Annotated in this window: 17 protein-coding genes; 10 read left to right on the top strand and 7 right to left on the bottom strand. The window is 60.0% G+C overall.

The window, feature by feature from the left end:
* Positions 1–14 precede the first annotated feature (14 nt).
* The 3 genes from CAG46_RS17395 to CAG46_RS17385 all read left to right on the top strand — a co-directional run bounded on the left by CAG46_RS17395 (position 15) and on the right by CAG46_RS17385 (position 7,808).
* Positions 15–4,598: a hypothetical protein gene (locus CAG46_RS17395; protein ID WP_143493458.1), complete on the top strand. Its 4,584-nt coding sequence runs from the start codon at positions 15–17 to the stop codon at positions 4,596–4,598.
* Positions 4,599–4,643: 45 nt separating this feature from the next.
* Positions 4,644–5,750: a hypothetical protein gene (locus CAG46_RS17390; protein ID WP_085616622.1), complete on the top strand. Its 1,107-nt coding sequence runs from the start codon at positions 4,644–4,646 to the stop codon at positions 5,748–5,750.
* A 939-nt stretch (positions 5,751–6,689) separates the two neighbouring features.
* Positions 6,690–7,808 carry an SMEK domain-containing protein gene (locus CAG46_RS17385; RefSeq protein WP_085616620.1) on the top strand — a complete coding sequence of 373 codons (1,119 nt, stop codon included), beginning with the start codon at positions 6,690–6,692 and terminating at the stop codon, positions 7,806–7,808.
* Positions 7,809–8,561: 753 nt separating this feature from the next.
* Here CAG46_RS17385 and prpR read toward each other — a convergent pair.
* Entirely contained in the window at positions 8,562–10,514 is a 1,953-nt protein-coding gene (gene prpR, locus CAG46_RS17375; protein ID WP_085616615.1) for a propionate catabolism operon regulatory protein PrpR, read from the bottom strand.
* Positions 10,515–10,716: 202 nt separating this feature from the next.
* Here prpR and CAG46_RS17370 point away from each other — a divergent pair, with 202 nt between their 5' ends.
* The 7 genes from CAG46_RS17370 to CAG46_RS17340 all read left to right on the top strand — a co-directional run bounded on the left by CAG46_RS17370 (position 10,717) and on the right by CAG46_RS17340 (position 17,890).
* Positions 10,717–11,775: a phosphotransferase family protein gene (locus CAG46_RS17370; protein WP_085616613.1), complete on the top strand. Its 1,059-nt coding sequence runs from the start codon at positions 10,717–10,719 to the stop codon at positions 11,773–11,775.
* Positions 11,772–12,128, top strand: coding sequence for a DUF6285 domain-containing protein (locus tag CAG46_RS17365; protein ID WP_085616611.1), 357 nt, complete (start codon positions 11,772–11,774; stop codon positions 12,126–12,128). The genes CAG46_RS17370 and CAG46_RS17365 overlap by 4 nt, the downstream gene beginning before the upstream one ends.
* A gap of 51 nt (positions 12,129–12,179) precedes the next feature.
* The gene (locus CAG46_RS17360; RefSeq protein ID WP_085616609.1) at positions 12,180–13,352 is read left to right on the top strand and encodes an acyl-CoA dehydrogenase family protein; all 1,173 of its coding nucleotides are present in this window, start codon (positions 12,180–12,182) and stop codon (positions 13,350–13,352) included.
* On the top strand, positions 13,352–14,119 hold the full coding sequence (locus CAG46_RS17355; RefSeq protein WP_085616607.1) for an SDR family NAD(P)-dependent oxidoreductase: 768 nt from the start codon (positions 13,352–13,354) through the stop codon (positions 14,117–14,119). Before CAG46_RS17360 ends, CAG46_RS17355 begins: the two co-directional genes overlap by 1 nt.
* A gap of 83 nt (positions 14,120–14,202) precedes the next feature.
* Entirely contained in the window at positions 14,203–15,855 is a 1,653-nt protein-coding gene (locus CAG46_RS17350; RefSeq protein WP_256573341.1) for an acyl-CoA synthetase, read from the top strand.
* A gap of 56 nt (positions 15,856–15,911) precedes the next feature.
* The gene (locus CAG46_RS17345; protein WP_085616605.1) at positions 15,912–16,235 is read left to right on the top strand and encodes a DUF485 domain-containing protein; all 324 of its coding nucleotides are present in this window, start codon (positions 15,912–15,914) and stop codon (positions 16,233–16,235) included.
* Positions 16,232–17,890, top strand: a complete 1,659-nt coding sequence (locus CAG46_RS17340; RefSeq protein ID WP_085616603.1) for a cation acetate symporter — start codon at positions 16,232–16,234, stop codon at positions 17,888–17,890. Before CAG46_RS17345 ends, CAG46_RS17340 begins: the two co-directional genes overlap by 4 nt.
* A gap of 46 nt (positions 17,891–17,936) precedes the next feature.
* Here the strand turns inward: CAG46_RS17340 and CAG46_RS17335 are convergent, their stop codons facing one another.
* The 6 genes from CAG46_RS17335 to CAG46_RS17310 all read right to left on the bottom strand — a co-directional run bounded on the left by CAG46_RS17335 (position 17,937) and on the right by CAG46_RS17310 (position 24,733).
* Positions 17,937–18,089 carry an amino acid permease gene (locus CAG46_RS17335; RefSeq protein WP_085616601.1) on the bottom strand — a complete coding sequence of 51 codons (153 nt, stop codon included), beginning with the start codon at positions 18,087–18,089 and terminating at the stop codon, positions 17,937–17,939.
* A gap of 68 nt (positions 18,090–18,157) precedes the next feature.
* A complete protein-coding gene (locus CAG46_RS17330) occupies positions 18,158–19,069 on the bottom strand; it encodes an NAD(P)-dependent oxidoreductase (protein WP_085616599.1) in 912 nt (303 codons plus the stop codon).
* A 53-nt stretch (positions 19,070–19,122) separates the two neighbouring features.
* Entirely contained in the window at positions 19,123–20,502 is a 1,380-nt protein-coding gene (locus tag CAG46_RS17325) for an aspartate aminotransferase family protein (protein WP_085616597.1), read from the bottom strand.
* Positions 20,503–20,598: 96 nt separating this feature from the next.
* Positions 20,599–21,852, bottom strand: a complete 1,254-nt coding sequence (locus tag CAG46_RS17320) for a diaminobutyrate--2-oxoglutarate transaminase (RefSeq protein WP_085616596.1) — start codon at positions 21,850–21,852, stop codon at positions 20,599–20,601.
* 45 nt (positions 21,853–21,897) lie between these two features.
* Positions 21,898–23,322 carry a gamma-aminobutyraldehyde dehydrogenase gene (locus CAG46_RS17315; protein ID WP_085616594.1) on the bottom strand — a complete coding sequence of 475 codons (1,425 nt, stop codon included), beginning with the start codon at positions 23,320–23,322 and terminating at the stop codon, positions 21,898–21,900.
* Between the two features lie 79 nt (positions 23,323–23,401).
* Positions 23,402–24,733 carry an APC family permease gene (locus CAG46_RS17310; protein WP_085616592.1) on the bottom strand — a complete coding sequence of 444 codons (1,332 nt, stop codon included), beginning with the start codon at positions 24,731–24,733 and terminating at the stop codon, positions 23,402–23,404.
* Positions 24,734–24,738: the final 5 nt, after the last annotated feature.

Below are 24,738 nucleotides of genomic sequence, written 5' to 3'. Positions count from 1 at the left end.
TACACGGGGTTGATATGTCAGCAGATCAGACACACGCGAAAGCTCTTAAGACCGCTTTACTTGCACTTGACCCTTCCGGGCCACAGGGCTTCGAGGGGCTTTTGGGTATCGTTCTGGGGGAGCTTACAGGGCAATCGTTCCGCCTTGCGAAATCAGGTACGCAACGAGGCCGAGATGGTGATTCCGCGTTTGACGGAGGTGCCACTTATTTTGAAGGTAAACGTTATAAGGAAGGCCTTCAGAAGAACGATGTCTCGGCAAAGCTTTTTGACGTTGCCAACGATGATACCGGCCAGGTGGATCTCTGGATTCTAGGCGCTACTTGCGAGGTCGCTTCGCAAACAGTGGAGGATGCTCGCACATTCGCAGCCAATTACGGTTTCGGAATTGCGGTATTGGACTGGTTGAATAACGATCTGGGATCTCTGCTTATCGCAGTAGTAGCGGCTGCCTCCAAGTCCAAAGAGTTGATTGCCCAAGCCCTGAAGGGCAAGCCTGAAGCAGTGCTTGTTGTACCCGCTGTGGATGCGATCGACTACTTCGGACGTCATGTGGATTTTGCTAGCAGATTGGGTGTGCTGAGAAAAGCGCTCGCCGATGATGTCGGGCTGGGACATGCCAAGACTCTGAGCGAAGCGTGGCTTAATCGCATCTTCTCAAGCAAGGCCCGAGCGCGTGCAGAGTTTGGTCAACCACTTTGCCCGCTTGATCCTACTGGGTTTAGGGTGCTTGACCGGCCGGAGCGTGCAGTTCTAACAGAAGCATTCTCAGGTGCACCTCAAAACCGAATTTACGCAATTGTAGGTGAAGAGGGTGTTGGAAAAAGCTGGCTCGCAATCCAAGGGTGGAGTCGATCCCTCACGAAATCGCTTTTTGTCCTATGTCCCGCAGAGGATTTGACGGATGATGAATCCGATGACTTCGACAGCTTCCTAATCCGTAGATTGATCCGCCAGACAAGCGGCAGTGACACACCGCAGGCAATAAAGCGATGGAGGCGACGCTTTCATGGATGGCGCGCAAACCTGCCAGCGAGATCTGTCCGTTTGACGTTGGTTGTCGATGGCCTCAATCAAACCTTAAAATCAAACTGGGGGCGATGGATCGGTCGAGCTGCGCTGCATCTCCATGACTTGGGTGGTTGTCTTGTGCTAACTACCCGCACTCAGCACTGGGCACATCTCAAAAACACGTTGCCATGCGACACAAAGACAGTCTCGCTGGCTGAGTGGTCCATCCAGGATGTTAAAGAGATACTGCTAAGCCGTGATATTGATTTTGCTAACGTCAGGCCGGAAGTGCTCGAATCTGTGCGAAATCCGCGGCTGCTAGGAATCGCAATCGAGTTAATTCAGGCGAAAGCGATTGAGCTGTTGGATGAACTTAGTGTCGGGCGGCTCCTGTTCGAACATATGCGCAGGATGCAGCAACTCGGTGCAGCACCGCTTCCTGCCCAGGAATTTGCCGATCTTCTAAAAGATCTTGCTGCGACAATATTGAGCCGAGCAAAAGCCTTTGAGACTGACGACCTTCGGTTGTTCAATGCCGTCCAAGAGCCTCAACTACAGGCGGTGGCGTCGTGTCAGTTCTTCTCCTCAGTCAAGGGAACCAGTTCTCGCTACGAGATCAAGCCAAATGGCCTGAATCTCGCGCTCGCGCTTCACCTGGTCGGTCAACTTGAGCGCGAGGTGCGTAATGGGCGTGACCCGCGGGACAAACTAGCCACAATTTTGGAACCGATAAGCGCGCTTGATGAGACGGGTAGGGTGGTTTTGCTCGCCACGCAAATTGCTTGCTTAGATGAGGAGACGAGCATTCAGATACCGCCGGCGCTTATCGAGAATTTAGTCACATTACAGAATCTACCTAACAGCCAAGTTGAAGCATTCGCGGTACTTGCCAAATCGGCTCCGGTCGCTTTCATGAAAGCTGCTGAAAACCTGCATTTATCGCATGAGCATAATGGTGTCAACGACTGGCTCCTTCATGCACTGTTGAGTCGGCGCGAGCAGCCGACTGTTTGGCAAGAGATCTTGACATCGACGAAGCGATGGCTTTCCTACTATTCGCTCGAACCCACTCGTCGGATGCGGATGTCAATCCGTTCGGACAACGCCACGCGGGTTGATGAAGAGCGCTCTCAAATTGAAACTGAAATTCAGGCGCGACTGGCTGCTATCACAGAAGCCGAGCGATCGTTCATGATGGCAAACCTCATTATCGCTCCTCATCCCAACTTTGATAGTCTAAGCCATTTTGCTTTGTATCTTCTGTCTGGTATGCCTCTGGTCGAAATTGCCCCCTATTTTCTACGTTGGCGATTTTCTTACGCGCTCCATTACTCACTATCAGCACCCTACGAAGAATTCGAGCATGTGCTGCGCTTCAATCGTGTAGATTGGCATGAAACCAGGGCTGCTCTTCTACAGGAACTGGAATCACTACCGGAGCAGGGCTGTTCGGATGTGGGTAGATGGACTCGTGTAGGCATTCTGCACGGCACCGGAGACATCGGTGATGCTATCGAAAGTGAAAGAATTTTCGATGAGATTAAGCCCGGCCAGAAGCTCCATGAAGGTTGGTCTCTGATTGAGGACCATTGCGCAGTAGACCCATGCAATCCAAATTCCACCATGCCCGACAACGTTACGACGACTGCCAAACGGTACCGTGAGCTTGATGTCGGTAAGGTCGCAACCGGCCGTGCACTATCTGAGCAGGGTCACTTTTTCCGTAGCGCTCGCTCTGGAATCGCGCGTTTCCTATCGGATGACGCGATTTACTCACTCCGCGCGCTCGCGAATGACGTCTTGGACCGTACAGGATTTGAGCGTCGCCAAGGTGTTTTGGAGCTCATGCGACACAGCGCCGGGCTTACCAAACAGCAAGCCTCAAGGTTCCTGGCCGCCGGAGTATCTTGCCCAGCGTCTCATAAAGATACTGATGACGGTAAGGATGAATTCCTAACCGCTCAGTTTTCTACGCTTATCGCCTTACCTCATCTCAGCGCGAACGAGCAGCTAGATGCAATCGCTAATATGCAGGGTGATACGATACTGCTGGAATTGTTGGACTGTGTTCATCGGGCCACCGAAGAAAAAGTGGAACATGTCTTGGAGCGCGTGCTTAACGACGGCAACACACATTCCCAGACGGCGGTTCTTGCCGCAATACATTACTCACAGTCGCCCTTGACTCCGCGGGCGGTCATGATTGTCAAAGGGTTTATCCGGACACCACTTAAGGGACTTCGCCACGAAGCGCTCGCCGTCGCGGCATCTAGCGATAACGACTCTCTATGGCAGGAAGTGATCGATAGCGGCTGGTGCGCTGCGAAGCCTCGTGGCCGTGATAGCAGCTTCGAGGACTGGCACGGATCTATGGTGTTGGTGAAAGCGTTACGTGCCGGGCTGATTGAGGTGGGCCCTGCGCTAGATCGCATGAGCCTTTCCCATTACGGTTTTGCCGCAGAAACGCTGCCTGTCGAGAGCGTCAGAAACATTGCTGACCGTGTCGAGATCGCAATTGCCAAAGCCTTAGAGTATGGAAGCGATGTGGAGTTGCCCGATATTGAGACTGAGGTGCCAAATTCATCCAACTCGACACCACCACTCATCTCGCTAACGGAGCGGGTTACAACTGAGAGCGATTTCGCCTCCAAGATGAGTCGGCTTGCGGAATCGGATGAGCAGTTTAACGAACGCCGCCGTCGTATGGGAGATAGCTATGCGCGCTTTGCTTCAGAACTCACGGCCGCAGATGCAGATTTAATACTATCTGACCTAACATTCGAAGGTATCCAAGCCATCATCGGACAGGATGTGGATCGTGCTCAGCGCTGGATAAAAATTTTTCTGGCTACCTCAGATCGGGCACTGCGCAACCTTTATCATGTCGCGCTTCAAGTTGCGATTATGTTCGGTGACAGGTTAGCACTGAGACTCCTTGAACGTGTCCTGGCTTTAGTCCCAATTATACGTCGTGTCACTGGTATCGCAAAAATCCCAATGGAGGCGATTGCTCTCTGGCGCCGGTCAGAAACTCCTGAGATCCGGGATGTATGTATAAAGCGGCTTCAATCATCTCGTAACGATAGCGAGATCGCACAAGAAGTCATTGCTGCTCATTTATCAGGGAATGTATTAATTCTGCAGACGTATATCGATGAACTGCTTGCCTCAGAACGCCCCTGCGACACTATGCTTGCGCTTATGATTGCGGGATTTTGTGATGAGAGCGTGCATGCTGACGGGGTGCTGTCCCGCTTCGCCGGAGCCAAAGGTTTTGTGGGCTCTGCTCATGCAGCTGCGTCAGAGTGGTATGCAAAAAATATTTGGGCGAAGACCTGGTATGGAGCAATGCTGAGTGCTCAGCAACCGAAGGACTTCTGGAGAGCATCAGTCCTTTTTATGAAGATCGTCGATGGCCGCTTTGACCTTTGGTCTGAAACGTCGAGCGAACCTTCGATAGTGTTCAAGGCTTTCATGCCGACGATCGTTCGTGAGGTTGGCACTCGCGTGGCAAAGGCTCAGAAAAAACGTGAGGCGAAGCTATTTGGTGAAAAAGCTCCTTCTTCGATAATGCTGAAGACGAAGTAGTCCGTGCTGCTGACCAGTTCTCTCTGATTTCAATGGATGCCAAATATGGACCCCCGCACCTATTTGCAAGCACTCAATACCCAGTTGACGTATCTGTACGCTTACGCGTTGAAGATCAATGAGATCGATACTGCAGCTGCTATGTTTGGCGAGTTTCGTGGCGTGCAAGATGCTGGTTGGAGTACTGTTGCTACGGCCCAGGAGGTCTTTCAGGAGCTGAAAGCACTGGGGTCTAAAGGTACGCCGCTCACGCGCTCAGAGCTTCGACAGCTGCTCTGCCTTTATGCTCATCTTGCAGAAGCTGGGGGTGTATATGAGGGATTGCTGAACACCCTAAGGGTCGCGCAATTAAAGGCTTACAACCTTTGGCCATTTCAAGGCCTAGTGCGCGTCCGCAAGGAGCCTCGGGCCGTCATCGGACCCAATGCTAACGCGATGTTTCGACACTTGGCACAGGTTGCAACAGCCATCGGAATGACAGGCTTAGCAGGGTTGTTGGAAATCGCTTTCCGGGATGACATACGAAATGGCATAGCTCACGCTGACTACATACTGGTCCCGGAAGGTTTACGGTTACGACGAAGAAACGGTGGTTTCCCAGTCCTTGTCCCTAACGATGAGCTGGTGGGCGCTATACAAATAGGTTTGTTTTTCTTTGAAATCCTCCAGTGCTTTCAGCAGCAGACAGTGATGTCATTCCGTCCTGCACGTACTGTTGTTGGCCGATTCAGCGAAAATCCACCCATGGCGTGGAAAATTGAATTAACCGACGACGGGAAGTTTTCGATCTCCACGAATGCGCCTGGGCCACAGTTTGATCGGGGGCACGAGCGGCAAAAGCGAATTAACGATCACTTGGGAGGGCGCATGGTGACCGCGTATGCCGGTCCTGATATCGATGTTCCTCCCGCTCTAATCGCAGCTATTTCAGTGGCTGGCTTCGAGGTTTCAATCATCGGGTTTGAAAGCTCTGAGCAGTTTGATGATCTAATTGCTGAGGTTGAGAAACATAGTCTTTGGGATGAGACACATTCTAACCAGGAAGCCGTTGGCGCCACTTTGATGGCCACGCCGTTAGGCTTTAGGAGAATCTCTAGCGGGGAAGAGTTTCAAGCTTGGCTTCCAGTGGTCGATGAAGTCCTCATCGATTAGATCTGAAGGCTCGATGCTGAGCTGATCCATCTACTGGATTTCAACACCCAGTCTCATGTGAAGCAGACCGGTTTCCTACAGGAACAGGACATGCGGCAGGAGGTTTGCCAAGTGATGGAGGTAGGCTCGGAGGCTTTTGAGCGCCGCTACCAGCGCTTGGGAGGTGAAGTCTGGGTTGCTCGATAAGCCACCACGACCTAAACAGATAGGCCTACCCTCGGCCGGCCTGTCTGTAATGAACATCCCACCACTCGTAGCTTGCTTCGCAAGCTACGCCACATCATGAAATCAAGGCTTGCTAAGGCATGCGTGTAAACCTATTTTTTTACGTGTAAACCACCTAGGTTTACACGTAAAAAAATAGGTTTACACGTCTGAAACTGGGAGCGTCTGAAACATCAGTGAATCCTGGATTTGAGGGTCGTAGCGAATGGCCGCAACTAGCCTGTTTCTGCCGATTAGCTGGATGTCCATGGGGCGGCCTTGAGTGGATCCGTCGCAGGGGCGCGTAATCATGGTCGTTTTCTAACCAACCGGATCGCGTCGAACGTTTTCACACAGCCTGGCTCGAAAGCGGACGCTATCGACTCCCATTCAAAGCACAGAGAAGGTCTGTTGTCGAATTTGATCTATGCACCTTAAGCTCCGCGTGAACCTCCGTATAGCGCTCCTGCTCAGGTAAGCAACGCTGACAATCCCCCATCCTCAAACCTTGAACAATCTGGACGACATCAGAGCGCATCATCGCGTGCTTCCATCATGCGTCCGTGATATCCGGGTGGGTTGTTCCCAAAGCGACTACCCAAAATATTGAGTGGACATCCATCATAACTAAATGTAGCTTTTGGCCATCACTGGCCACCGGCTTGCGAATTTTTGGTAGTGTCACGACTGCTGCTTTCTCATAGCCACTTATGAATTTTCGGAGCACTCAAAGAAATGAATCGGCTTAACTATCACAGAGAAATAATAGCAGCGCTCGCTTGGTTAAAAGCCCAGGTCGAGATTCATAACGGCATGGCGCTAACGGATATAAATCATGGCGCAGAAGATTTTTATTGCGGTCTTCTGAATTTAATTTATGGTCTCAAGCTTAAAAATATTAATATCATTAACAATAACACTGCTGCGATAGATTTAGGTGACGGCCAAAGTCGAGTTGCTTTTCAGGTGACGTCCACGTCAGCCCTAGCCAAAACGAAACACACCGTCGACAAGTTTATAGAAAAGGGCCTCTATAAAAGTTATGATCGGTTGATAATTTTAAATATTGTGAGCAAGTCTAACCATCGGATTGCCAAAATAGGCACTGCTGAATACGAATTAGATACCAAAAGCGACATGCTTGATGTGGCCGACCTAGTCAAGGAAATAGTTAATAGCTCTGATCTTCCCAAGCTAAAAACAATTGTAGATTTCTTAGACTCTGAATTGCTCTATGCCCGAAACACAAGCAATCGAGACCTGTCGACATCGCGAATCTATCGATTTTGGTGCGACAAGATAGATCCGAGCAATCTTATTTATTACTGCTGTTTTCTGCCGTTTTTTTATTGTGATGTTCGGATTTCAGAGCAGTTCCTGCTTCGAATTCAATCCTACTTATCTCAGGTTGAGTGGATAATAGAGGATCACAAGAATGATATAAATTCCACAGTGCTTATAAATGCCATTCGCAACTTCAATTGTGTATGTCGCGATCTTGTAGCCATTTGTTGCCTGCATGAAAACAAATATATTGAAGGGGATGAATATGCTTACTGGGTAAGCTGCCTGCACCTTGATTACTACCAGCGAGAAAAATACATCTCATATCGAAAAGGTGTACTCCAAAGCTTATTTTACCAATTAATCAAGGCCGCCAACCATATTATATCATTAAACAACAGGGAGCTGAATGGCTCGCCTCAAATGTACATTCAGTTTAAGCAGGATGGGGGTGGGGTTGAGTATTTTCCGGGTTATGACGAGCGTGACTTCTCTTGCGGTAAACTATATCCTGGCTACTGCGAGGTTGATTACGCGATACGACGCCAAATTTATGGTGACGGTGTTTAAGCTATAAATCAACATTGGTTGTCGCCGAGCGCGACTCTAACGGCTAGACGAATTTTCCACATAAATGACTATACTATTTGGCCAGGCGCTGTATGAGTTCACACAGCAGCCTGGTGATCATAAGGCAGATGCGCTGGCCCTTTCACTACTGGAAAATGGCCTTCATGAGCTGACCGCTTATGTGACTCTCGAACTTGGACACCTTCATGTGTGCTGGCCTTGGTGAACTCGGGAACTATGCTAGTATATGTTGCGATGCATAATCGCGATCCACGAAACGCTCTAGCAGGTATTGAAAAACTGCTCCAGGCGGGATCAAGCTGACGGGTGGTCTGTTAGGAGATAAGGCTCGATGCGACCTGCAACACCACATCTTGGAGAGCTCTTGAATGTCTGCAATGGGTCGAAAGCGGTCAGTTGCGTCCAGACCGGCTGAACATGCACATCGCGAAAACGCACCTCCGGGCGCCATATTGTCCTGCTCCGACTGCATCAGCATGGTCGTCAGGCGACTGAGCAAGAATGCCGGACGATACAGTACATCGCGCATAGTCGCCGGATCTGATAGAGGGCAATCGCTCGCAGAATAAGTATCTCCAGGTAACTAAACAGGTTGAGCGCCCTCCACAACAAAATCGCTAGCAACCCGGCGATGTACGTCGAGCCAGTCAGTTCGCGGATGATTAGACGGTATCGGGCCTTGAGACTGTCCAACCAGACGTCATGGATTGAACATGGGACTGGGGCTTTCATTCAATTGGCAGATCGCAAGCGCCGCCACAAGGTTGTGCGGCTGATGCCGAGACGGCGGGCGGCTTCGTCGAGGTTGCCGTGGCAGCTTTCCAACGTTTCCCTTACATGGCGCAGTTGCGCGACCTTGCCGATGGTGTGCAGGTCCGTTTCGTCTGACGACTTTTTCCGGGCGGGTGAAGGGGGAGAGCTTTCGCACAGTTCAGGTAGCACGCGTGCCAGGTACTGCTCGTTCACGCGGTGGTCCTCAAGCAGTTCGCGTGCCGAGAGCATCGCGCGCTCGATCACATTCTCCAGTTCCCGGACATTGCCCGGCCAGGCATAGCGTTCAAGGTACGGCAGCAGCGCGGCGGGGATGTCTGCAGCTCCCGGTGGTTGCCCCTGAACGAGCAGGCGCTGGCTGATGCCCCGGCAGATCAGGGCAATGTCCTCAGGGCGTTCGCGCAGCGGGGTGGTCTGCAGACGCAGGATGTTGAGCCGGAAATACAGGTCGGTACGGAAATCGCCATCGTCTATGGCGCTGCGCAGGTCCTGGTGGGTGGCGGCAATGATGCGCACGTCGATGGCAATCGGTTCGGTGCTGCCCAGGCGCAGGACTTCACGCTCTTGCAGCACGCGCAGCAGGCGTGTTTGCAGCGACACCGGCATGTCGCCGATCTCGTCGAGGAACAGCGTGCCGCGGTGTGCCGCTTCGAACAGGCCTGGCTTGCCACCTTTGCGCGAGCCGCTGAAGGCGCCTTCCTCGTAGCCGAACAATTCACTTTCCAGCAAAGACTCGGGAAACGCCGCGCAGTTGATGGCGACGAAGGGGCCTTGCCGGCGCGGGCTTTCGTTGTGGATGCCTTGGGCCAGCAGCTCCTTGCCGGTGCCGCTTTCGCCGGTGATCAAGATGGTCGAATGGCTGGCGGCGAAGCGCTTGGCCAGTTGCAGCATGTCGCGGTTGGCCTTGCTGTTGCCGTCGAGCTGTTCGAGCCGGTAGCGCGCGTTGAAGGCGCCGGGGCGGCGGGTGGAGCGGATGCGTTGGTCTGCGCGCTGCACGGCGGTGATGTCTTGGCAGGTGAGCACCAGGCCGGTGCGCTCGCCGTTCTCCAGGATGGGCAACAGGTTGCTGACCACGGCGTGCGAACCCAGCCGGATCACTCGGTTTTCCTCGCCGACGCCTTCCTGCAGCGCTTGCTGCAGGTCCAGTTCCGGGCACAGCTGTTGCAACGGCCGGCCCAGTGCGGCGCTGGCCGGCAACTCCAGCAGTTTGGCAAGGGCCGGGTTGAGCGATTGCACGACGCCCTGGTTGTCGACCGCCGCCACGCCGGCGGGGATATGTTGCAACACGGCATTGAGATGCCGCCGCTTGGCGATCTCGACGCGCTGGCTGTCGAGAATGCCCAGGGCTTCCTCCAGCGCCTTGCGCGCGGTGTCCTCGCTCAGCGACAGGACGCCATGCAGCCCCGCCTGTTCTGCCAGCTCCACCACCGTCGACGAGCCGATGATGCTGCGACAGCCCAGCCGGGCCGCCTGGTCGACGGCCTGGCGAGCCTCCTCCAGGGAGGTGTAGGCGGCCTGGTGGACCTGGACGGTGAATAGCGCGGCCATGGCTTGCAAGTCGTGGTTGATGTGGTTGTAGCTGAGCACGGCCACCTGGGAAGAGCGCTCGCTGGCCTGCCCCAGTGCCCGCAGCAGGTCGCCGCTGCCAACGCGCATCGCCAGCACCGGGCGCGTCAGGTGTCTGCGCAGGTAGGCTGCGGTGGCACCGGCGCAGACGAACACATCCACGTTGCCTGACTGTACTAGTTCGCGGGCGGTCTGCAGTGCCTCGGCCACCGAGGTGTCGAGGACTTCGATATGGGTATCGGGGTAGTCCGCCGTGAGCCCGCTTACCACGTGGGCGAGCCGGCTGCGTTGCTGAGGGCGCTGCAAGTGGCTGATCAGCACGATGACCTGGGAGGCGAGAGCGTCCATGGCGAGACCTGTTCATGATTGAAATGTTTCGATACTGAATGAACAGGTTGCAAATGTGCAACGGATTGTATGCCCTTTACTCATCGAGAAGTTGCCCAAAGCCAGGCTGCATGCGGCCTGCCGATGTTTCCTGAAGAGTTGGCCCACGCCTTGCTCCTGGGGTTGTGCCAACCCGGAAACCAAAGACAGGGCCTACAGACGCATGAACAATCCACCAACGATTTCCCAGGCCGGCGATACGTTCGCGGCCATGACTGACGATCACTGCCTGGCCGAGTTCATCCGTGAGCAGGCCTTGGCAACGCGGGTGGTCATCCAGGCGCGCAAGCGCCTGAGCGGCGGCGCCATCCAGGAAAACTGGCTGCTGGACCTGCTGATCGAAGGCGGCCCGTGGGCTGGCGACCGGCGTTGGGTGCTGCGCAGCGATGCGCTTTCCGCGCTACCCGCCAGCCTCGACCGCGCGCAGGAGTTCGCCGTGTTGCAGGTGGCGCATCAGGCAGGCGTGAAAGTGCCGCGGCCGCTTTGGCTATGTCGCGATACGCAGGTCAACGGGCGGGTGTTCTTCCTGATGGAGTATGTGCCAGGTGTTGCTGCCGGTCGGCGGCTCAGTTCAGCGGCGGGAGCCTTGGGCCAGGCCCGGCTCGCGGAGCAGCTCGGCGCCAACCTGGCGCGCCTGCATCAGATCCGTCCGCCGAGCGCGGCGCTGGCCTTCCTGCCCCTGCCCAAACGCTCGCCGGCCCTGGTTTGCGTCGATGCCTACCGTCGCTACCTCGACACCCTGGACGATGCCTATCCGGTATTGGAGTGGGGCCTGCGTTGGTGCGAGCTGCATGCACCACGCGACAGCCGTCTGTGCCTGCTGCATCGCGACTACCGTACGGGCAACTACCTGGCCAGCGAGCAGGGACTGGAGGCGGTGCTGGACTGGGAGTTCACTGGCTGGGGCGACCCGTGCGAGGACCTGGGCTGGTTCACCGCCCGCTGCTGGCGTTTCACGCGCCCTGACCTGGAGGCCGGCGGCATCGGCCTGCTGGGGGACTTCCTGCGTGGCTACCACAAGGTATCGCCACTGTGGATCGAGCCCCAACAACTGCACTACTGGCAGGTCATGGCGACGCTGCGCTGGGCGGTGATCGCATTGCAGCAGGGGCAGCGCCACCTGTCAGGCGAAGAGCCTTCCCTTGAGCTGGCACTGACCGCGCGCATGCTCCCGGAGCTTGAACTCGACATCCTGAACATGACCGGAGCCGATGCGCCATGACTCAAACGCACGCCCATGAATTACTCGAAATCGCCCGCCAGACCTTGCTGGAGCAGGTATTGCCTGTGCTGCCTGGCGAGCTGCGCTACCCGGCCTTGATGATCGCCAATGCCATGGCCATAGCGGCCCGCGAAAGCTGCCTGGGTGCCCATGCCGAGGACCAGGAACAGACGCGTCTGGCCGCCTTGGTCGGCGAGGCGCCCGCGGCCTTGCCCGACCTGCGCCGTCAGCTCGCCTGCGCCATTCGCCAAGGCTGCCATGATGCCGTGCAACCCCGTTGCACGCTGGTCGAGACATTGCGCCAGGTCACCCTCGCCCGATTGGCGATCAGCAACCCCAAGGCCTTGCCCTGAACGGCGTTGACCACCCATTCCTCCGATAGACAAGAACACACAAGGACAGCCATGAACTTCACCCTCCCGGACGAACTGCTCGCCCTGCAGGCCAAGACCCGAGACTTCATCGCCGAACAGGTCATCCCGTTCGAGAACGACCCTCGTCAAGACAGCCATGGCCCCAGCGATGCCCTGCGCCAGGATCTGGTGGCCCGCGCCCGCGCCGCCGGCTTGCTGACGCCCCACGCCAGCCGCGAAATGGGCGGCCTGGAACTGAGCCACGTGGCCAAGGCGATCGTCTTCGAAGAGGCCGGCTACTCGCCGCTGGGCCCGGTGGCGCTGAACATACATGCCCCGGACGAAGGCAACATCCACCTGATGGATGTGGTCGCCACCGAGGCTCAGAAAGACCGCTGGTTGCGCCCGCTGGTCCAGGGCCATGCCCGGTCCTGCTTCGCCATGACGGAGCCCGCGCCCGGCTCCGGCTCGGACCCCTCGATGCTGCGCACCACCGCCACCCGCGATGGCGACGACTACCTGATCAATGGCCGCAAGTGGCTGATTACCGGGGCCGAAGGCGCCGACTTCGGCATCATCATGGCGCGCATGGAGGATGGCACGGCGACCATGTTCCTGACCGACATGAAGCGTGACGGCATCATCCTTGAACGTCAGCTGGACTCGCTGGACAGCTGTTTTACCGGCGGTCACGGGCAGCTGCGTTTCGACAACCTGCGTATCCCGGCGAGCGATGTCCTTGGCGAGATCGGCAAGGGCTTCCGTTATGCCCAGGTGCGTCTGGCGCCCGCACGCTTGACTCATTGCATGCGCTGGCTCGGTGCCGCGCGCCGCGCCCACGACATCGCCTGCGACTATGCGCGCACCCGTGACGCCTTCGGCAAGCCGCTGGGCGAGCACCAGGGTGTGGGCTTCATGCTGGCCGACAACATGATGGACCTGCACGTGGTGCGCCTGGCGGTCTGGCACTGCGCCTGGGTGCTCGACCAGGGTCGGCGCGCCAATGTCGATTCGAGCATGGCCAAGGTGATCAGCGCCGAGGCGCTGTGGCGGGTGGTCGATCGTTGCGTCCAGGTATTGGGCGGGCGCGGGGTGACCGGGGACACCGTGGTGGAGCGGATCTTCCGCGACATTCGCCCGTTTCGCATCTATGACGGCCCGAGCGAAGTGCACCGCATGAGCCTGGCGAAGAAGCTGCTCGACCAGCGCCTGGAGGCCCAGTGATGCAACCGGACCTTGCCCGACTGTTCGCCCTGGACGGGCGTCGCGCCCTGGTGACTGGCGCCTCCAGCGGCCTCGGCCGCCACTTCGCCATGACCCTGGCCGGCGCAGGCGCCGAGGTGGTGGTGACCGCCAGGCGCCAGGCGCCACTGCAGGCACTGGTGGAGGCCATCGAGCTGGCGGGAGGGCGGGCGCAGGCCTTTGCCCTCGATGTGACGAGCCGTGAGGACATCTGCCGGGTGCTCGATGCCGTCGGCCCGCTGGATGTGCTGGTCAACAATGCGGGAGTGAGTGACAGCCAGCCTTTGCTGGCCTGCGATGATCAAAGCTGGGACCACGTGCTCGACACCAACCTCAAGGGTGCCTGGGCGGTGGCCCAGGAAAGCGCCCGGCGCATGGTCGCGGCGGGGAAGGGCGGCAGCCTGATCAATGTCACTTCGATCCTCGCCAGCCGTGTGGCCGGTGCCGTCGGCCCTTACCTGGCGGCCAAGGCCGGCCTGGCCCACCTGACCCGCGCCATGGCGCTGGAGTTGGCACGCCATGGCATCCGGGTGAACGCCCTGGCGCCCGGCTACGTGATGACCGAGCTGAACGAGGCGTTCCTGGTCAGCGAGGCTGGTGACAAGTTGCGCTCGCGTATCCCCAGCCGCCGCTTCAGCGTGCCGGCGGACCTGGACGGCGCCTTGCTGCTGCTCGCCAGCGATGCTGGGCGGGGGATGAGCGGCGCTGAGATCGTGGTCGATGGCGGCCATCTGTGCAGCAGCCTGTAACGCGCCCTGGTGCAATAACAACAAGAACAGGAGGTATGTATGTGCGTGCAAGACCTGAGCAATGTGTCGATGAGGTGCCTGCCATGATGGTTCCCACCCTCGAGCACGAGCTAGCTCCCAACGAAGCCAACCATGTCCCGCTGTCGCCGCTGTCGTTCCTCAAGCGTGCCGCGCAGGTGTATCCGCAGCGCGATGCGGTGATCTACGGCGCCAGGCGCTACAGCTACCGCCAGTTGCACGAGCGCAGCCGCGCCTTGGCCAGTGCCTTGGAGCGGGTCGGTGTTCAGCCGGGCGAGCGGGTGGCGATATTGGCGCCGAACATCCCGGAAATGCTCGAGGCCCACTATGGCGTGCCCGGTGCCGGGGCGGTGCTGGTGTGCATCAACATCCGCCTGGAGGCGCGCAGCATTGCCTTCATCCTGCGTCACTGCGCGGCCAAGGTATTGATCTGCGATCGCGAGTTCGGTGCCGTGGCCCATCAGGCGCTGGCCATGCTCGATGCGCCGCCCTTGCTGGTGGGCATCGACGATGATCAGGCCGAGCGCGCCGACCTGGCCCACGCCCTGGATTACGAAGCGTTCCTGGCCCAGGGCGACCCCGCGCGACCCTTGAGTGCGCCTCAGAACGAATGGCAATCGATCGCCATCAACTACACCTCCGGCACCACGGGGGACCCCAAGGGCGTGGTCCTGCATCACCGCGGCGCCTACCTCAATGCCTGCGCCGGTGCGCTGATCTTCCAGTTGGGACCGCGCAGCGTGTACCTGTGGACCTTGCCAATGTTCCACTGCAACGGCTGGAGCCATACCTGGGCGGTGACGTTGTCCGGTGGCACCCACGTGTGCCTGCGCAAGGTCCAGCCTGATGCGATAAACGCCGCCATCGTCGAGCATGCCGTGACCCACCTGAGCGCCGCCCCGGTGGTGATGTCGATGCTGATCCACGCCGAGCATGCCTGCGCCCCTCCGGTGCCGGTATCGGTGATCACCGGCGGTGCCGCCCCGCCCAGTGCGGTCATCGCGGCGATGGAAGCGCGTGGCTTCAATATCACCCATGCCTATGGCATGACCGAAAGCTACGGCCCCAGCACACTGTGCCTGTGGCAGCCGGGGGTCGACGAATTGCCCCTGGAGGCCCGAGCGCAGTTCATGAGCCGCCAGGGTGTCGCCCACCCGATGCTCGAGGAAGCCACGGTGCTGGATACCGACACCGGCCGCCCGGTCCCGGCCGACGGCCTTACCCTTGGCGAGCTGGTGGTGCGCGGCAATACCGTGATGAAAGGCTACCTGCACAACCCGGAGGCCACCCGGGCGGCATTGGCCAATGGCTGGCTGCACACGGGCGACCTGGCCGTGCTGCACCCGGATGGCTACGTGGAAATCAAGGACCGGGCCAAGGACATCATCATTTCCGGCGGCGAGAACATCAGCTCGCTGGAGATCGAGGAGGTGCTCTACCAGCACCCCGAGGTGGTCGAGGCCGCGGTGGTGGCGCGCCCGGATTCGCGCTGGGGGGAGACACCCCATGCGTTCGTCTCCCTGCGCGCCGATGCACGGACCACGGTCACGGAAGGCGACCTGATCCGCTGGTGCCGTGAACGCCTGGCGCATTTCAAGGCGCCGCGACATGTATCGCTCACGGAGCTGCCCAAGACCGCCACCGGCAAGATCCAGAAGTTCGTCCTGCGCGAGTGGGCCCGGCAACAGGAGGCGCAGACCGCCGACGCCGAGCACTGATCGAGCTACAACACCTGCTCACCCCATAACAACAAGTACATTGATCGAGGTGTCCCATGTCCAGCCTGTTATACGCGCGTGTTCGCGCCAGCGCCCGGTTCCAGCAACTGGTGACGCGCAGAAACCGATTTACCCTGAGCCTGTTCGTGCTGATTCTGGCCACATTCTATGGCTACACCGCGTTGGTATCGTTCTGGCCCGAGCTGATCGCCAGGCGCCTGGCCGAGGGGTCGAACATGACTTTCGGCGTCGCGGCCGGCGCCTTCCTGTTCGTCTTCTTCTGTGCGTTGTCGGCGTTTTATGTGTACCGGGCCAACGGCGAGTTCGATCGCCTGACGCAGGCGCTGGTCGCCGGGCTGGAAGAGGAGCAGGGCGCATGAAGAAACTATTGCCTCTGGCTTTGTTGCTGCACTCCGGCCTGTCGTCGGCTTCGCCTGCGCTCGATGCGGGCCAGCGTCAGCCGCTCAACCTGCATGCCATAGGCATGTTCATGGTGTTCGTGCTGTTCACCCTGTGCATCACCTGGTGGGCAGCGCGGCGCACCCGCTCGACGGCGGACTTCTACAGCGCCGGTGGCGGCATCCTGGGCTGGCAGAACGGCCTGGCGCTGGCCGGTGACTACATGTCCGCCTCGACGCTATTGGGGATCACCGCGCTCATCTACACCTCCGGCATGGATGGCTACATCTACCTCATCGCTTTCTTCGCGGGCTGGCCGGTGTTGCTGCTGTTGATGACCGAGCGGCTGCGCAACCTGGGCCGTTTCACCTTCGCCGACATCACCTCGTACCGCCTCGACCAGGGCAAGGTGCGCACCATGGCCGCCATCGGCTCGCTGACCGTGGTGTGTTTCTACCTGGTGGCGCAGATGGTCGGGGCCGGGCAGTTGATCAGGCTGCTGTTCGGCCTGGACTACCACATCGCCTTGGTGATCGTCGGTGCGCTGATGATGCTGTATGTGACTTTCGGCGGCATGGTGGCGACCACTTGGGTGCAGATCATCAAGGCATTCCTGCTGCTGGTCGGCGGCTCGCTGGTGCTGTTCCTGGCGATGCGTGAATTCGACTTCAGCTATGACACGCTGGTCAGCCAGGCCATGGACACCCATGCTCTGGGCGAACGCCTGCTGGCGCCCGGCAGCTTGCTGGCCGACCCATTGACCGCGCTGTCGCTGAGCCTGGGGCTGGTGTTTGGCACCGCCGGGCTGCCGCATATCCTGATGCGCTTCTTCACCGTCAGCGATGCCCGGGAGGCGCGCAAGTCGGTGCTCTATGCCACCGGGTTCATCGGCTACTTCTTCAATGTCATTTTCCTGCTGGGCCTGGCGTCGATCGTGATCGTCAGCCAGCAGCCGCAGTTCTTCGAAGGCGGGCAGGTGGGTGGCAAGCTGCTGGGCGGGGGCAACATGGTGGTCATGCACCTGGCCCAGGCCGTAGGCGGCAACCTGCTGCTGGGCTTTCTGTCTGCCGTGACCTTCGCCACCATCCTGGCGGTGGTGTCAGGCCTGGCCCTGGCCGGGGCGTCCGCCATCGCCCATGACCTGTACGCGCGGGTGATCATGAAGGGCGCGGCCAGCGAGGTGCAGGAACTGCGGGTGACCAAACTGGCTACCCTGAGCCTTGGCCTGGTGGCGATAGCCTTGGGCATCGTGTTCGAAAACATCAACGTGGCGTTCATGGTTGCGCTGGCCTTTGGCATCGCCGCTTCGGCCAACTTCCCGGTGCTGTTCCTGTCGATGTTCTGGTCGGGGCTGACCACCCGTGGCGCGTTGGCCGGTGGCTACGTCGGGTTGCTCAGCGCCATGGGCTTCGTGGTGTTCTCCAAGCTGGTGTGGGTGGATGTATTGCACTTTGCCGAGCCGCTGTTCCCCTATACCCAGCCTGCGCTGTTCTCCATGCCGTTGGCGTTTTTGGTGGCCTGCGTGGTTTCCCGGCTGGACCGGACCGCACGGGCCAAGGCGGAAAGGGCGGCCTTCGCCGACCAGTTCGTACGCGGCCAGACCGGCCTCGGTGCCAGCGGTGCAGTCGATCATTGAGTTACAAGCGGCCGCTGGGGTGAGTGCCTGCGGCCGCGTTCCCTCCTTAGTACCCCCTGAAGACCTCGCCGATGCTGGTGATCGGATGCCCCATGCGGTGCGCCGCCGCTCGGTTGACGAGAGACGGCCTGGGGGCAAGCAGGGCACTCAGGAAAATGGCCAGCGTCAGGACGGCCAGCAAAAAACCAAATCGGCGCATGTGATCCTCCAACGATTTTTGTAATTGTTGTTTTCGAGAGCAATCCGAGAGGCGCTGTAACCGCGCAGTCACGCCTCTTTGTTATCGCCTTCGCGGGCGAACACCCTAGTGGTGGCCACGATGTCCTGGTCGCCATGGCCCATCGATTCCGCGCGCTGCGCGACCTGGCAGACCGCGTCGAACACTGGCGTCCAGGCCCCCTGTGCGTGCAGGGACTGGGCAATGTGCGCGAAGGCATCTACATGAACATCGAGCCTCGCCTGATCGCCTGCGAAGTCTTGCGCTTCGAGACGGCGTGCCGCTTCCTCGAGTGCGTCGGCGACGAAAAAGCGTGACGTGTCGAGCAGGAGCCTGGCCGTCTTCGAAACCGGCAGGCCAAACCGCTCGCTCGCCCCCACGGCCTCGAAGAACGCAACCATCGCGGCAAACGCATGGGCGTGGAGCACGGTCGCAAAGGCCAATGCTTCGCCCCAGGGAAGGAACACAGCATGGCCGGCGAGCCCTTCAAGCAGCGGGCGGTGCTGCTCGAAGGCTTCACGGTCACCGGTATGAATGCTGTGGCTTTCGCGATGGCCGACGTTGCGCGGGTAGGCCACGATCATTCCTTTGACGTAATGGCCGCCGGCCCGGTTGACGAGGGCCTGAAGCGCAAGGCCCTCGTCCTGGGCGTTGGTGGTGTAATCGACGATCGTTCGGTTGGCCAGTGCATGCATCACACCTGGCAGACCGAGCACCTCGTGGGTCGCGCGGTTGTCCAGGAGCACGAAGATCGTGGCTGGGCTTGCAGCCAGCGCGGCTTCGGCGCTGTCGCACAGGTGAGCGCCGGCGGCGACGAGCGCCGGGGCCTTGCCCGGTGACCGGTTCCAGATAGCCACGCGTTTGCCTTGCTTGAGCAACGCGAGTGCCATGATCGTTCCCATGGCACCGAGCCCGACCACAGAAACATCAAAGTCGAAGCTTTCATCATTTTGTTCGTGCACGGCCAAAGCCTCCTGATTGTTGTTTTAGGTAATGCTCAGGGGTGAGCCTTTGCTCACAGCAGGTTCTGCGATCGAGCCCAGCCCGTCGCGTCAGCCAAGGTGCGCTCGAAGGCGCTGAAGATCGCTTCGATATCGCCCTGCGTGGTGATCAACGGCGGGCAGAACGCGATCGTGTCGTAGATGGCGCGGATGATCAGCCCATGCTTGTGGGCCTGTTTGAACACGTAGCCACCCAACGCACCTGGCTGGGCGAACGGTTGGCCAGTGGCCTTGTTCGCAACCAGTTCGATCCCGCCCATCAGCCCGACGCCTCGGACGTTGCCGACCAGCGGGTGGTCTTCGAACGCGCGCAGGTGGCGCTGGAACACGGGGGCCAGGTGCTGAACATGGCCAACCAGGTCGCGCTCTTCGATGATGCGGATGTTTTCCAGCGCAACCGCGGTGGCGACGGGGTGGCCTGTGCAGGTCAGGCCATGGGCGAACGCCCCCAGGCGCTGGCTCTGGCTCACCAGTACATCGTTGATGGCATCGGACACCACCACGGCCGCCAGTGGCTGGTAGGAAGAGGTGAGCTGCTTGGAGAGCACCATGATGTCGGGCTGGATATCGTACAGCTGAGCCCCGAACATCGTGCCGAGCCTGCCAAAGCCGGTGACGATCTCGTCGATCACGACGAGGATGTCGTAGCGCTTGCACACTGCCTGGATCGCCGCCCAGTAGCCGGTGGGAGGAGGGATCACGCCGCCCGCTGCGATCACCGGTTCGCCGATGAAGGCGGCAATGGTTTCCGGCCCTTCAGCGAGGATGTAGCGCTCCAGTTCGTTCGCCAGGCGGGCCGAAAAGGCTTCCTGCGTTTCTCCAGGCCGGGCAAACCGGTAGAAGTTCGGACATGTCAGGTGATGAACCGGGATGGCCGGCAGGTCGAAGTCGCGATGAATCGAGGGGATGCCGGTCAGGCTCCCGGCGGCGACGGTGGCGCCATGGTAGGCCTGCTGGCGAGCGATGAACTTCTTCTTGTGCGGTTTGCCGAGCGCATTGTTCACGTACCAGACCATCTTCACCATCGAGTCGTTGGCTTCGGAGCCCGAGTTGGTGAAGAACACGTGGTTGAGGTCGCCCGGCGCCAGCTCGGCCAGTTTGGCGGCCAGCGCTGCAGCCGGGGCGTTGGTCTTGTGGCTGAAGCTATGGTAGTAGGGCAGTTGCTTGAACTGCTCGACGGCGGCGTCGACCAGGCGCTGTTCACTGAAGCCCAGGGCAACGCTCCACAGGCCCGACATCGCCTCGATGTAGGCGTTGCCTTGCTCGTCGAAGACCCGCACGCCGTCGCCGCCGGCAATCACGAAGGGGCCGACTTCCTGGTGCTGTGCCAGGTTGGTGTTGGGGTGGATGAGTGAGGCCAGGTCGTTCTGGGCCGTTGAGGTGGTGGTGTTCATTGGCTCAAGTTCCTGTCGCAGGCAGAGGCGCCCGCAAGTAGGCAGGTTGCGTGCGCCCTGTGTACCGCCACCGGGGCGCACGGCAGAACCCTGCGGTTACTGACCAAGCGCTGCCGCGACCGATACGCCGAAGGCTTTAAGGCCGTCTTCGAGCTGGTCGGTCGGGGTGTTCACCGGTGGCATCAGCTTGATGATTTCGCCGTTCGGGCCGCAGCGGTCGACCAGCACACCCGCCTGCAGCACACGCTGCTGGGCATCCTTGGCGAACGCGACGTTGCCGCGGCCGAAGTCGATGCCGGCGATCATGCCGCGACAGCGCGCGGACGCGACGCCTGGAATTTCCGCGAAACCTGCGACTGCGCGCTCCATGGCTGCGCAGTTGGTGGCCAGCAATTTCAGGAATGGCTCTTCGCGCCAATAGCCGAGCGCGATCTGGGCCGTCAGGAACGCCAGTTGGTTGCCGCGGAAGGTGCCGATGTGATCGCCCGGTTGCCATACATCCAGCCCGGCGCGAATCAATACGATCGCCATCGGCAGGCCGAAGCCGCCGATCGATTTGGCGCAGGTGATCAGGTCTGGCACCACCCCGGAGCGCTCGAAGCCGAAGAACTCGCCGGTGCGGCCGCAACCGGCCTGGATCTCGTCGCAGATGAGCAGCACGCCGTGATCGGTGGTCCACTTGCGCAAGCGTTGCAGCCATTCGTTGGAAGCCGGGTAGACGCCGGCCTGTATCTGCACGGATTCGACGATCACCGCCGCTGGCAGCTCCGAGCCGCTGCCCTGGTCGTTGGCCAGGCGCTCGAGGAAGCCAATGCTGTCGAATTCGCCATAGGGGCTGTCTTCGTACGGCACGAACACCACGTCGGTGGAAAGCCCTGGGCCACGGCGAGTGCGGTTACCAGTGACGGCCAGGGCGCCGGCAGTCATGCCGTGGTAAGCCCCGTAGAACGATACGACCTTGCTGCGCCCGGTCGCCTTGCGCGCCAGCTTCAACGCCGCCTCGACGGCATCGGCACCGGTCGGGCCGGTGAACTGCACCTTGTAGTCCCAGCCACGAGGCTTGAACAGGTCGCGCTCGATCACCTCGAGAAACTGGCGCTTGGTGGTGGTGTGCAGGTCGAGGGCGTGGGTCACGCCGTTGGAGGAGAGATACGCGATCAAGGCATCGCGCATGCGCGGGTCGTTGTGGCCATAGTTCAGGGCGCCGGCGCCGGCGAAGAAGTCCAGGTACTCACGGCCGTCTTCGCCGCGGATCTTGCTGCCTTGGGCGGTATCGAACACCAGTGGCAGGTCACGGCAGTACATCCGCACGTTGGACTCGAGCCTTTCGAACGTCTCGATGTTGTTCATGCAAAACCTCTTGGAAATGGTCTGGGTAATCCGGGGCGTGGGCGGTCAGTGCTTGAACATCACGTGGCGAACCACCGTGTAGTCTTCCAACCCGTACATCGACAGGTCCTTGCCGTAGCCGGACAGCTTCACCCCGCCATGGGGCATTTCGCTCACCAGCATGAAGTGGGTGTTGACCCAGGTGCAGCCGTATTGCAGGCGAGCGGCCAGGCGATGGGCGCGCCCCACATCGGCGGTCCACACCGATGAGGCCAGGCCGTAGTCCGACTCGTTGGCCCATGCCAGTGCCTTGGCTTCGTCTTCGAATGGCGTAACCGTCACCACCGGGCCGAAGATTTCCCGGCACACCACCTCGTCCTCCTGCGTGGCGCCGGCCAGAACCGTCGGCTCGAAGAAGAACCCGGCACCCGCAGCGCGCTTGCCGCCGGTCACCACCTCGATGTGAGGCAGTTCCTTGGCACGGTTCACGAAGCCCTCCACGCGCTCCAGGTGCTCCCGGGTGATCAGCGGGCCCATCTCGGTCGCCGGGTCATCCTGCAGCCCGCACTTGATGCTGGCCACGGCTTCGCCGAGCTTGCGCACGAACGCTGGGTACACCGCCTTCTGCACATAGAGGCGGCACGCGGCGGTGCAGTCCTGGCCGGCGTTGTAGAAGCCGAAGGCGCGAATGCCTTCGACGGCGGCGTCGATGTCGGCATCGTCGAAGATCAACACCGGCGCCTTGCCACCGAGCTCCATGTGCATGCGTTTGACGCTGTCGGCGGTGCCTTCGATGATGCGGCTGCCGGTGCGCACGGAGCCGGTCAGCGACACCATGCGCACCTGGGCGTGGCTGGTCAGCGGTTCACCCACCGAGGCGCCGCGACCGTGGACGATGTTGACCACGCCGGCGGGGAAGATGTCGGCGAGCAGCTCGCCCAGTTTCAAGGTGCTCATCGGCGTGTGTTCCGACGGCTTGAGCACGACGGTGTTGCCGCCGGCCAAGGCCGGGCCCAGTTTCCAGGCCGCCATCAGCAGGGGGTAGTTCCACGGGGCGATGGAGGCGACCACGCCCACCGGGTCGCGGCGGATCATCGAGGTGTGGCCCGGAATGTACTCGCCCGCCGCCGAGCCCTGCAGGCAGCGCACGGCGCCGGCAAAGAAGCGGAACACGTCCGACACGGCGGGCAGTTCGTCCTGCAGCACGGCGGTGAACGGCTTGCCGCAGTTGTCCGCCTCCAGACGGGCGAAAACCGGCGCCTGGGCGTCGATGCGGTCAGCGAGCCTGAGCAGTAGTGCCGCGCGGTCCTTGGGCGGCGTTTGCGACCAGGCGTCGAAGGCCTCATCCGCGCTTTGCACTGCGGCATGGACCTGGGTGCGGCTGGCTTCGGTGGTCTGTACCAGAACGCTGCCAAGGGACGGGTTGTATACGTCGAGGTTTTCGCCTTCGCCGGCCACCAGGGCACCGTTGATCAGGAGTTTGGTTTGCATGTCGATTCTCGCCATTGAACGGCAAGGCCAGGGCCTTGCCTTGTAGTTGTCGTCAGGGCATTCGATTGGAAGGTGGCCGCTACGCCAGCGCGTCAGGCACCGGGTTGCGGAAGAAGCTGGTCCGGCAGGCGAGGTAAACCGCGCCCAGGGCGAGCCAGCTACAGCCCATGATCAGTGCGTCTTTATCCAGGCTGGCCAGCATCCAGCCGGCCGTGACCAGGCCGATGACCGGGAAGAGCACGCCGCGCAGCAGGCCAGCCCCGTCCTTGATGTGTGCATCGAAGGTGAGCCGCAACGCGCAGAAGTTGACGGCGGTGAAGGCCAGAAAGGCGCCGAAATTGACCAGGGACGTCGCGGTGGCAATCGTCAGGCCAAAACCCGCGGTGCCGAAAATGCCACAGAGCAGGATGTTGAAGGTCGGCGTCCTGTAGCGAGGGTGCAATGCACCGAACAGCTTGCGCGGCAGTTGGTTGTCCCGGCCGAGGGCGTACAGCAGCCGGCCCACGCTGGCCTGGAACGACATGCCCGCGGCGAAGTGGGCGATGATGATCCCTGCAAGGACCACGGCGAAGAACAGGTCACCACCGATCATGCGGGCAATCTCGAAGGCAGCGCCGTCCACCCGCTCGAACGTGGGGGAGGGGTGCGCCAGGTACATGAAGTACGAGGAGGCGACATAGACCGAACCGCCGATCAGCGCGACCATCAGGATCGCGCGGGGCAGCGTGCGGCCTGGGTCACGGGTTTCCTCGCTGAGCGTGGACAGTGCGTCGAAGCCAAGGAACGAGTACGCAGCAATGGCGGCGCCGGCCATGCTGGTGGCAAAGGGCACATCCTGGTTGAAGAACGGCTTGGCCGACAGCAGCCCTCCAGGGCCATTGGCAGCCACGATGTAATGCACGCACAGGCCGATGAACACCACGATGATCGCCAGTTGCGCGCCCATCAACAGCAGGTTGAAGCGGTTGGCGACCTGGATGCCCAGCACATTCAGCAGCGAGGTAGAGACGATGAAACCGGTAATCCACACCCACTGCGGCACATCTGGAAAGGCCATGTTGAGATAGCTGGCGCCAAGCAGCCAGATCAGCATCGGAATGAAGAAGTAATCGAGCAGTGCGGCCCAGCCCACCATGAAGCCGAGGTTGGCGCTGAGCATCTTGCGGGTATAGGTGTAGGCCGAACCGGCTACCGGGAACACCCTGACCAGCCGGCCATAGCTCAACGCCGTGAACACCACGCCGGTCGCCGCGATCAGGTAGGCCATCGCCGTGGTGTTGCCACTGGCCTGCGAGATCACGCCATAGGTGCCGAAGACGATCAACGGGGCGAGGAACGCCAGGCCGAACAGCAGGACCGAAAACGGGCCCAGGGTGCGCTTCAGCGAAGCGCCAGGGGTTGATTCGCTCATGACTG

This window comes from Pseudomonas sp. B23(2017) (genome assembly GCF_002113725.1).
Lineage (GTDB): Bacteria > Pseudomonadota > Gammaproteobacteria > Pseudomonadales > Pseudomonadaceae > Aquipseudomonas > Aquipseudomonas putida_Z.
This window is presented reverse-complemented; position numbering and strand designations above follow the sequence as displayed.

Coding starts and splice junctions, on each gene's coding strand:
- CAG46_RS17315 (WP_085616594.1), bottom strand. CDS start 23,322: ATGCAAACCAAACTCCTGATCAACGGTGCCCTGGTGGCCGGCGAAGGC.
- CAG46_RS17335 (WP_085616601.1), bottom strand. CDS start 18,089: ATGCGCCGATTTGGTTTTTTGCTGGCCGTCCTGACGCTGGCCATTTTC.
- CAG46_RS17395 (WP_143493458.1), top strand. CDS start 15: ATGTCAGCAGATCAGACACACGCGAAAGCTCTTAAGACCGCTTTACTT.
- CAG46_RS17360 (WP_085616609.1), top strand. CDS start 12,180: ATGAACTTCACCCTCCCGGACGAACTGCTCGCCCTGCAGGCCAAGACC.
- CAG46_RS17310 (WP_085616592.1), bottom strand. CDS start 24,733: ATGAGCGAATCAACCCCTGGCGCTTCGCTGAAGCGCACCCTGGGCCCG.
- CAG46_RS17355 (WP_085616607.1), top strand. CDS start 13,352: ATGCAACCGGACCTTGCCCGACTGTTCGCCCTGGACGGGCGTCGCGCC.
- CAG46_RS17325 (WP_085616597.1), bottom strand. CDS start 20,502: ATGAACACCACCACCTCAACGGCCCAGAACGACCTGGCCTCACTCATC.
- CAG46_RS17345 (WP_085616605.1), top strand. CDS start 15,912: ATGTCCAGCCTGTTATACGCGCGTGTTCGCGCCAGCGCCCGGTTCCAG.
- CAG46_RS17340 (WP_085616603.1), top strand. CDS start 16,232: ATGAAGAAACTATTGCCTCTGGCTTTGTTGCTGCACTCCGGCCTGTCG.
- prpR (WP_085616615.1), bottom strand. CDS start 10,514: ATGGACGCTCTCGCCTCCCAGGTCATCGTGCTGATCAGCCACTTGCAG.
- CAG46_RS17350 (WP_256573341.1), top strand. CDS start 14,203: ATGATGGTTCCCACCCTCGAGCACGAGCTAGCTCCCAACGAAGCCAAC.
- CAG46_RS17365 (WP_085616611.1), top strand. CDS start 11,772: ATGACTCAAACGCACGCCCATGAATTACTCGAAATCGCCCGCCAGACC.
- CAG46_RS17385 (WP_085616620.1), top strand. CDS start 6,690: ATGAATCGGCTTAACTATCACAGAGAAATAATAGCAGCGCTCGCTTGG.
- CAG46_RS17370 (WP_085616613.1), top strand. CDS start 10,717: ATGAACAATCCACCAACGATTTCCCAGGCCGGCGATACGTTCGCGGCC.
- CAG46_RS17390 (WP_085616622.1), top strand. CDS start 4,644: ATGGACCCCCGCACCTATTTGCAAGCACTCAATACCCAGTTGACGTAT.
- CAG46_RS17320 (WP_085616596.1), bottom strand. CDS start 21,852: ATGAACAACATCGAGACGTTCGAAAGGCTCGAGTCCAACGTGCGGATG.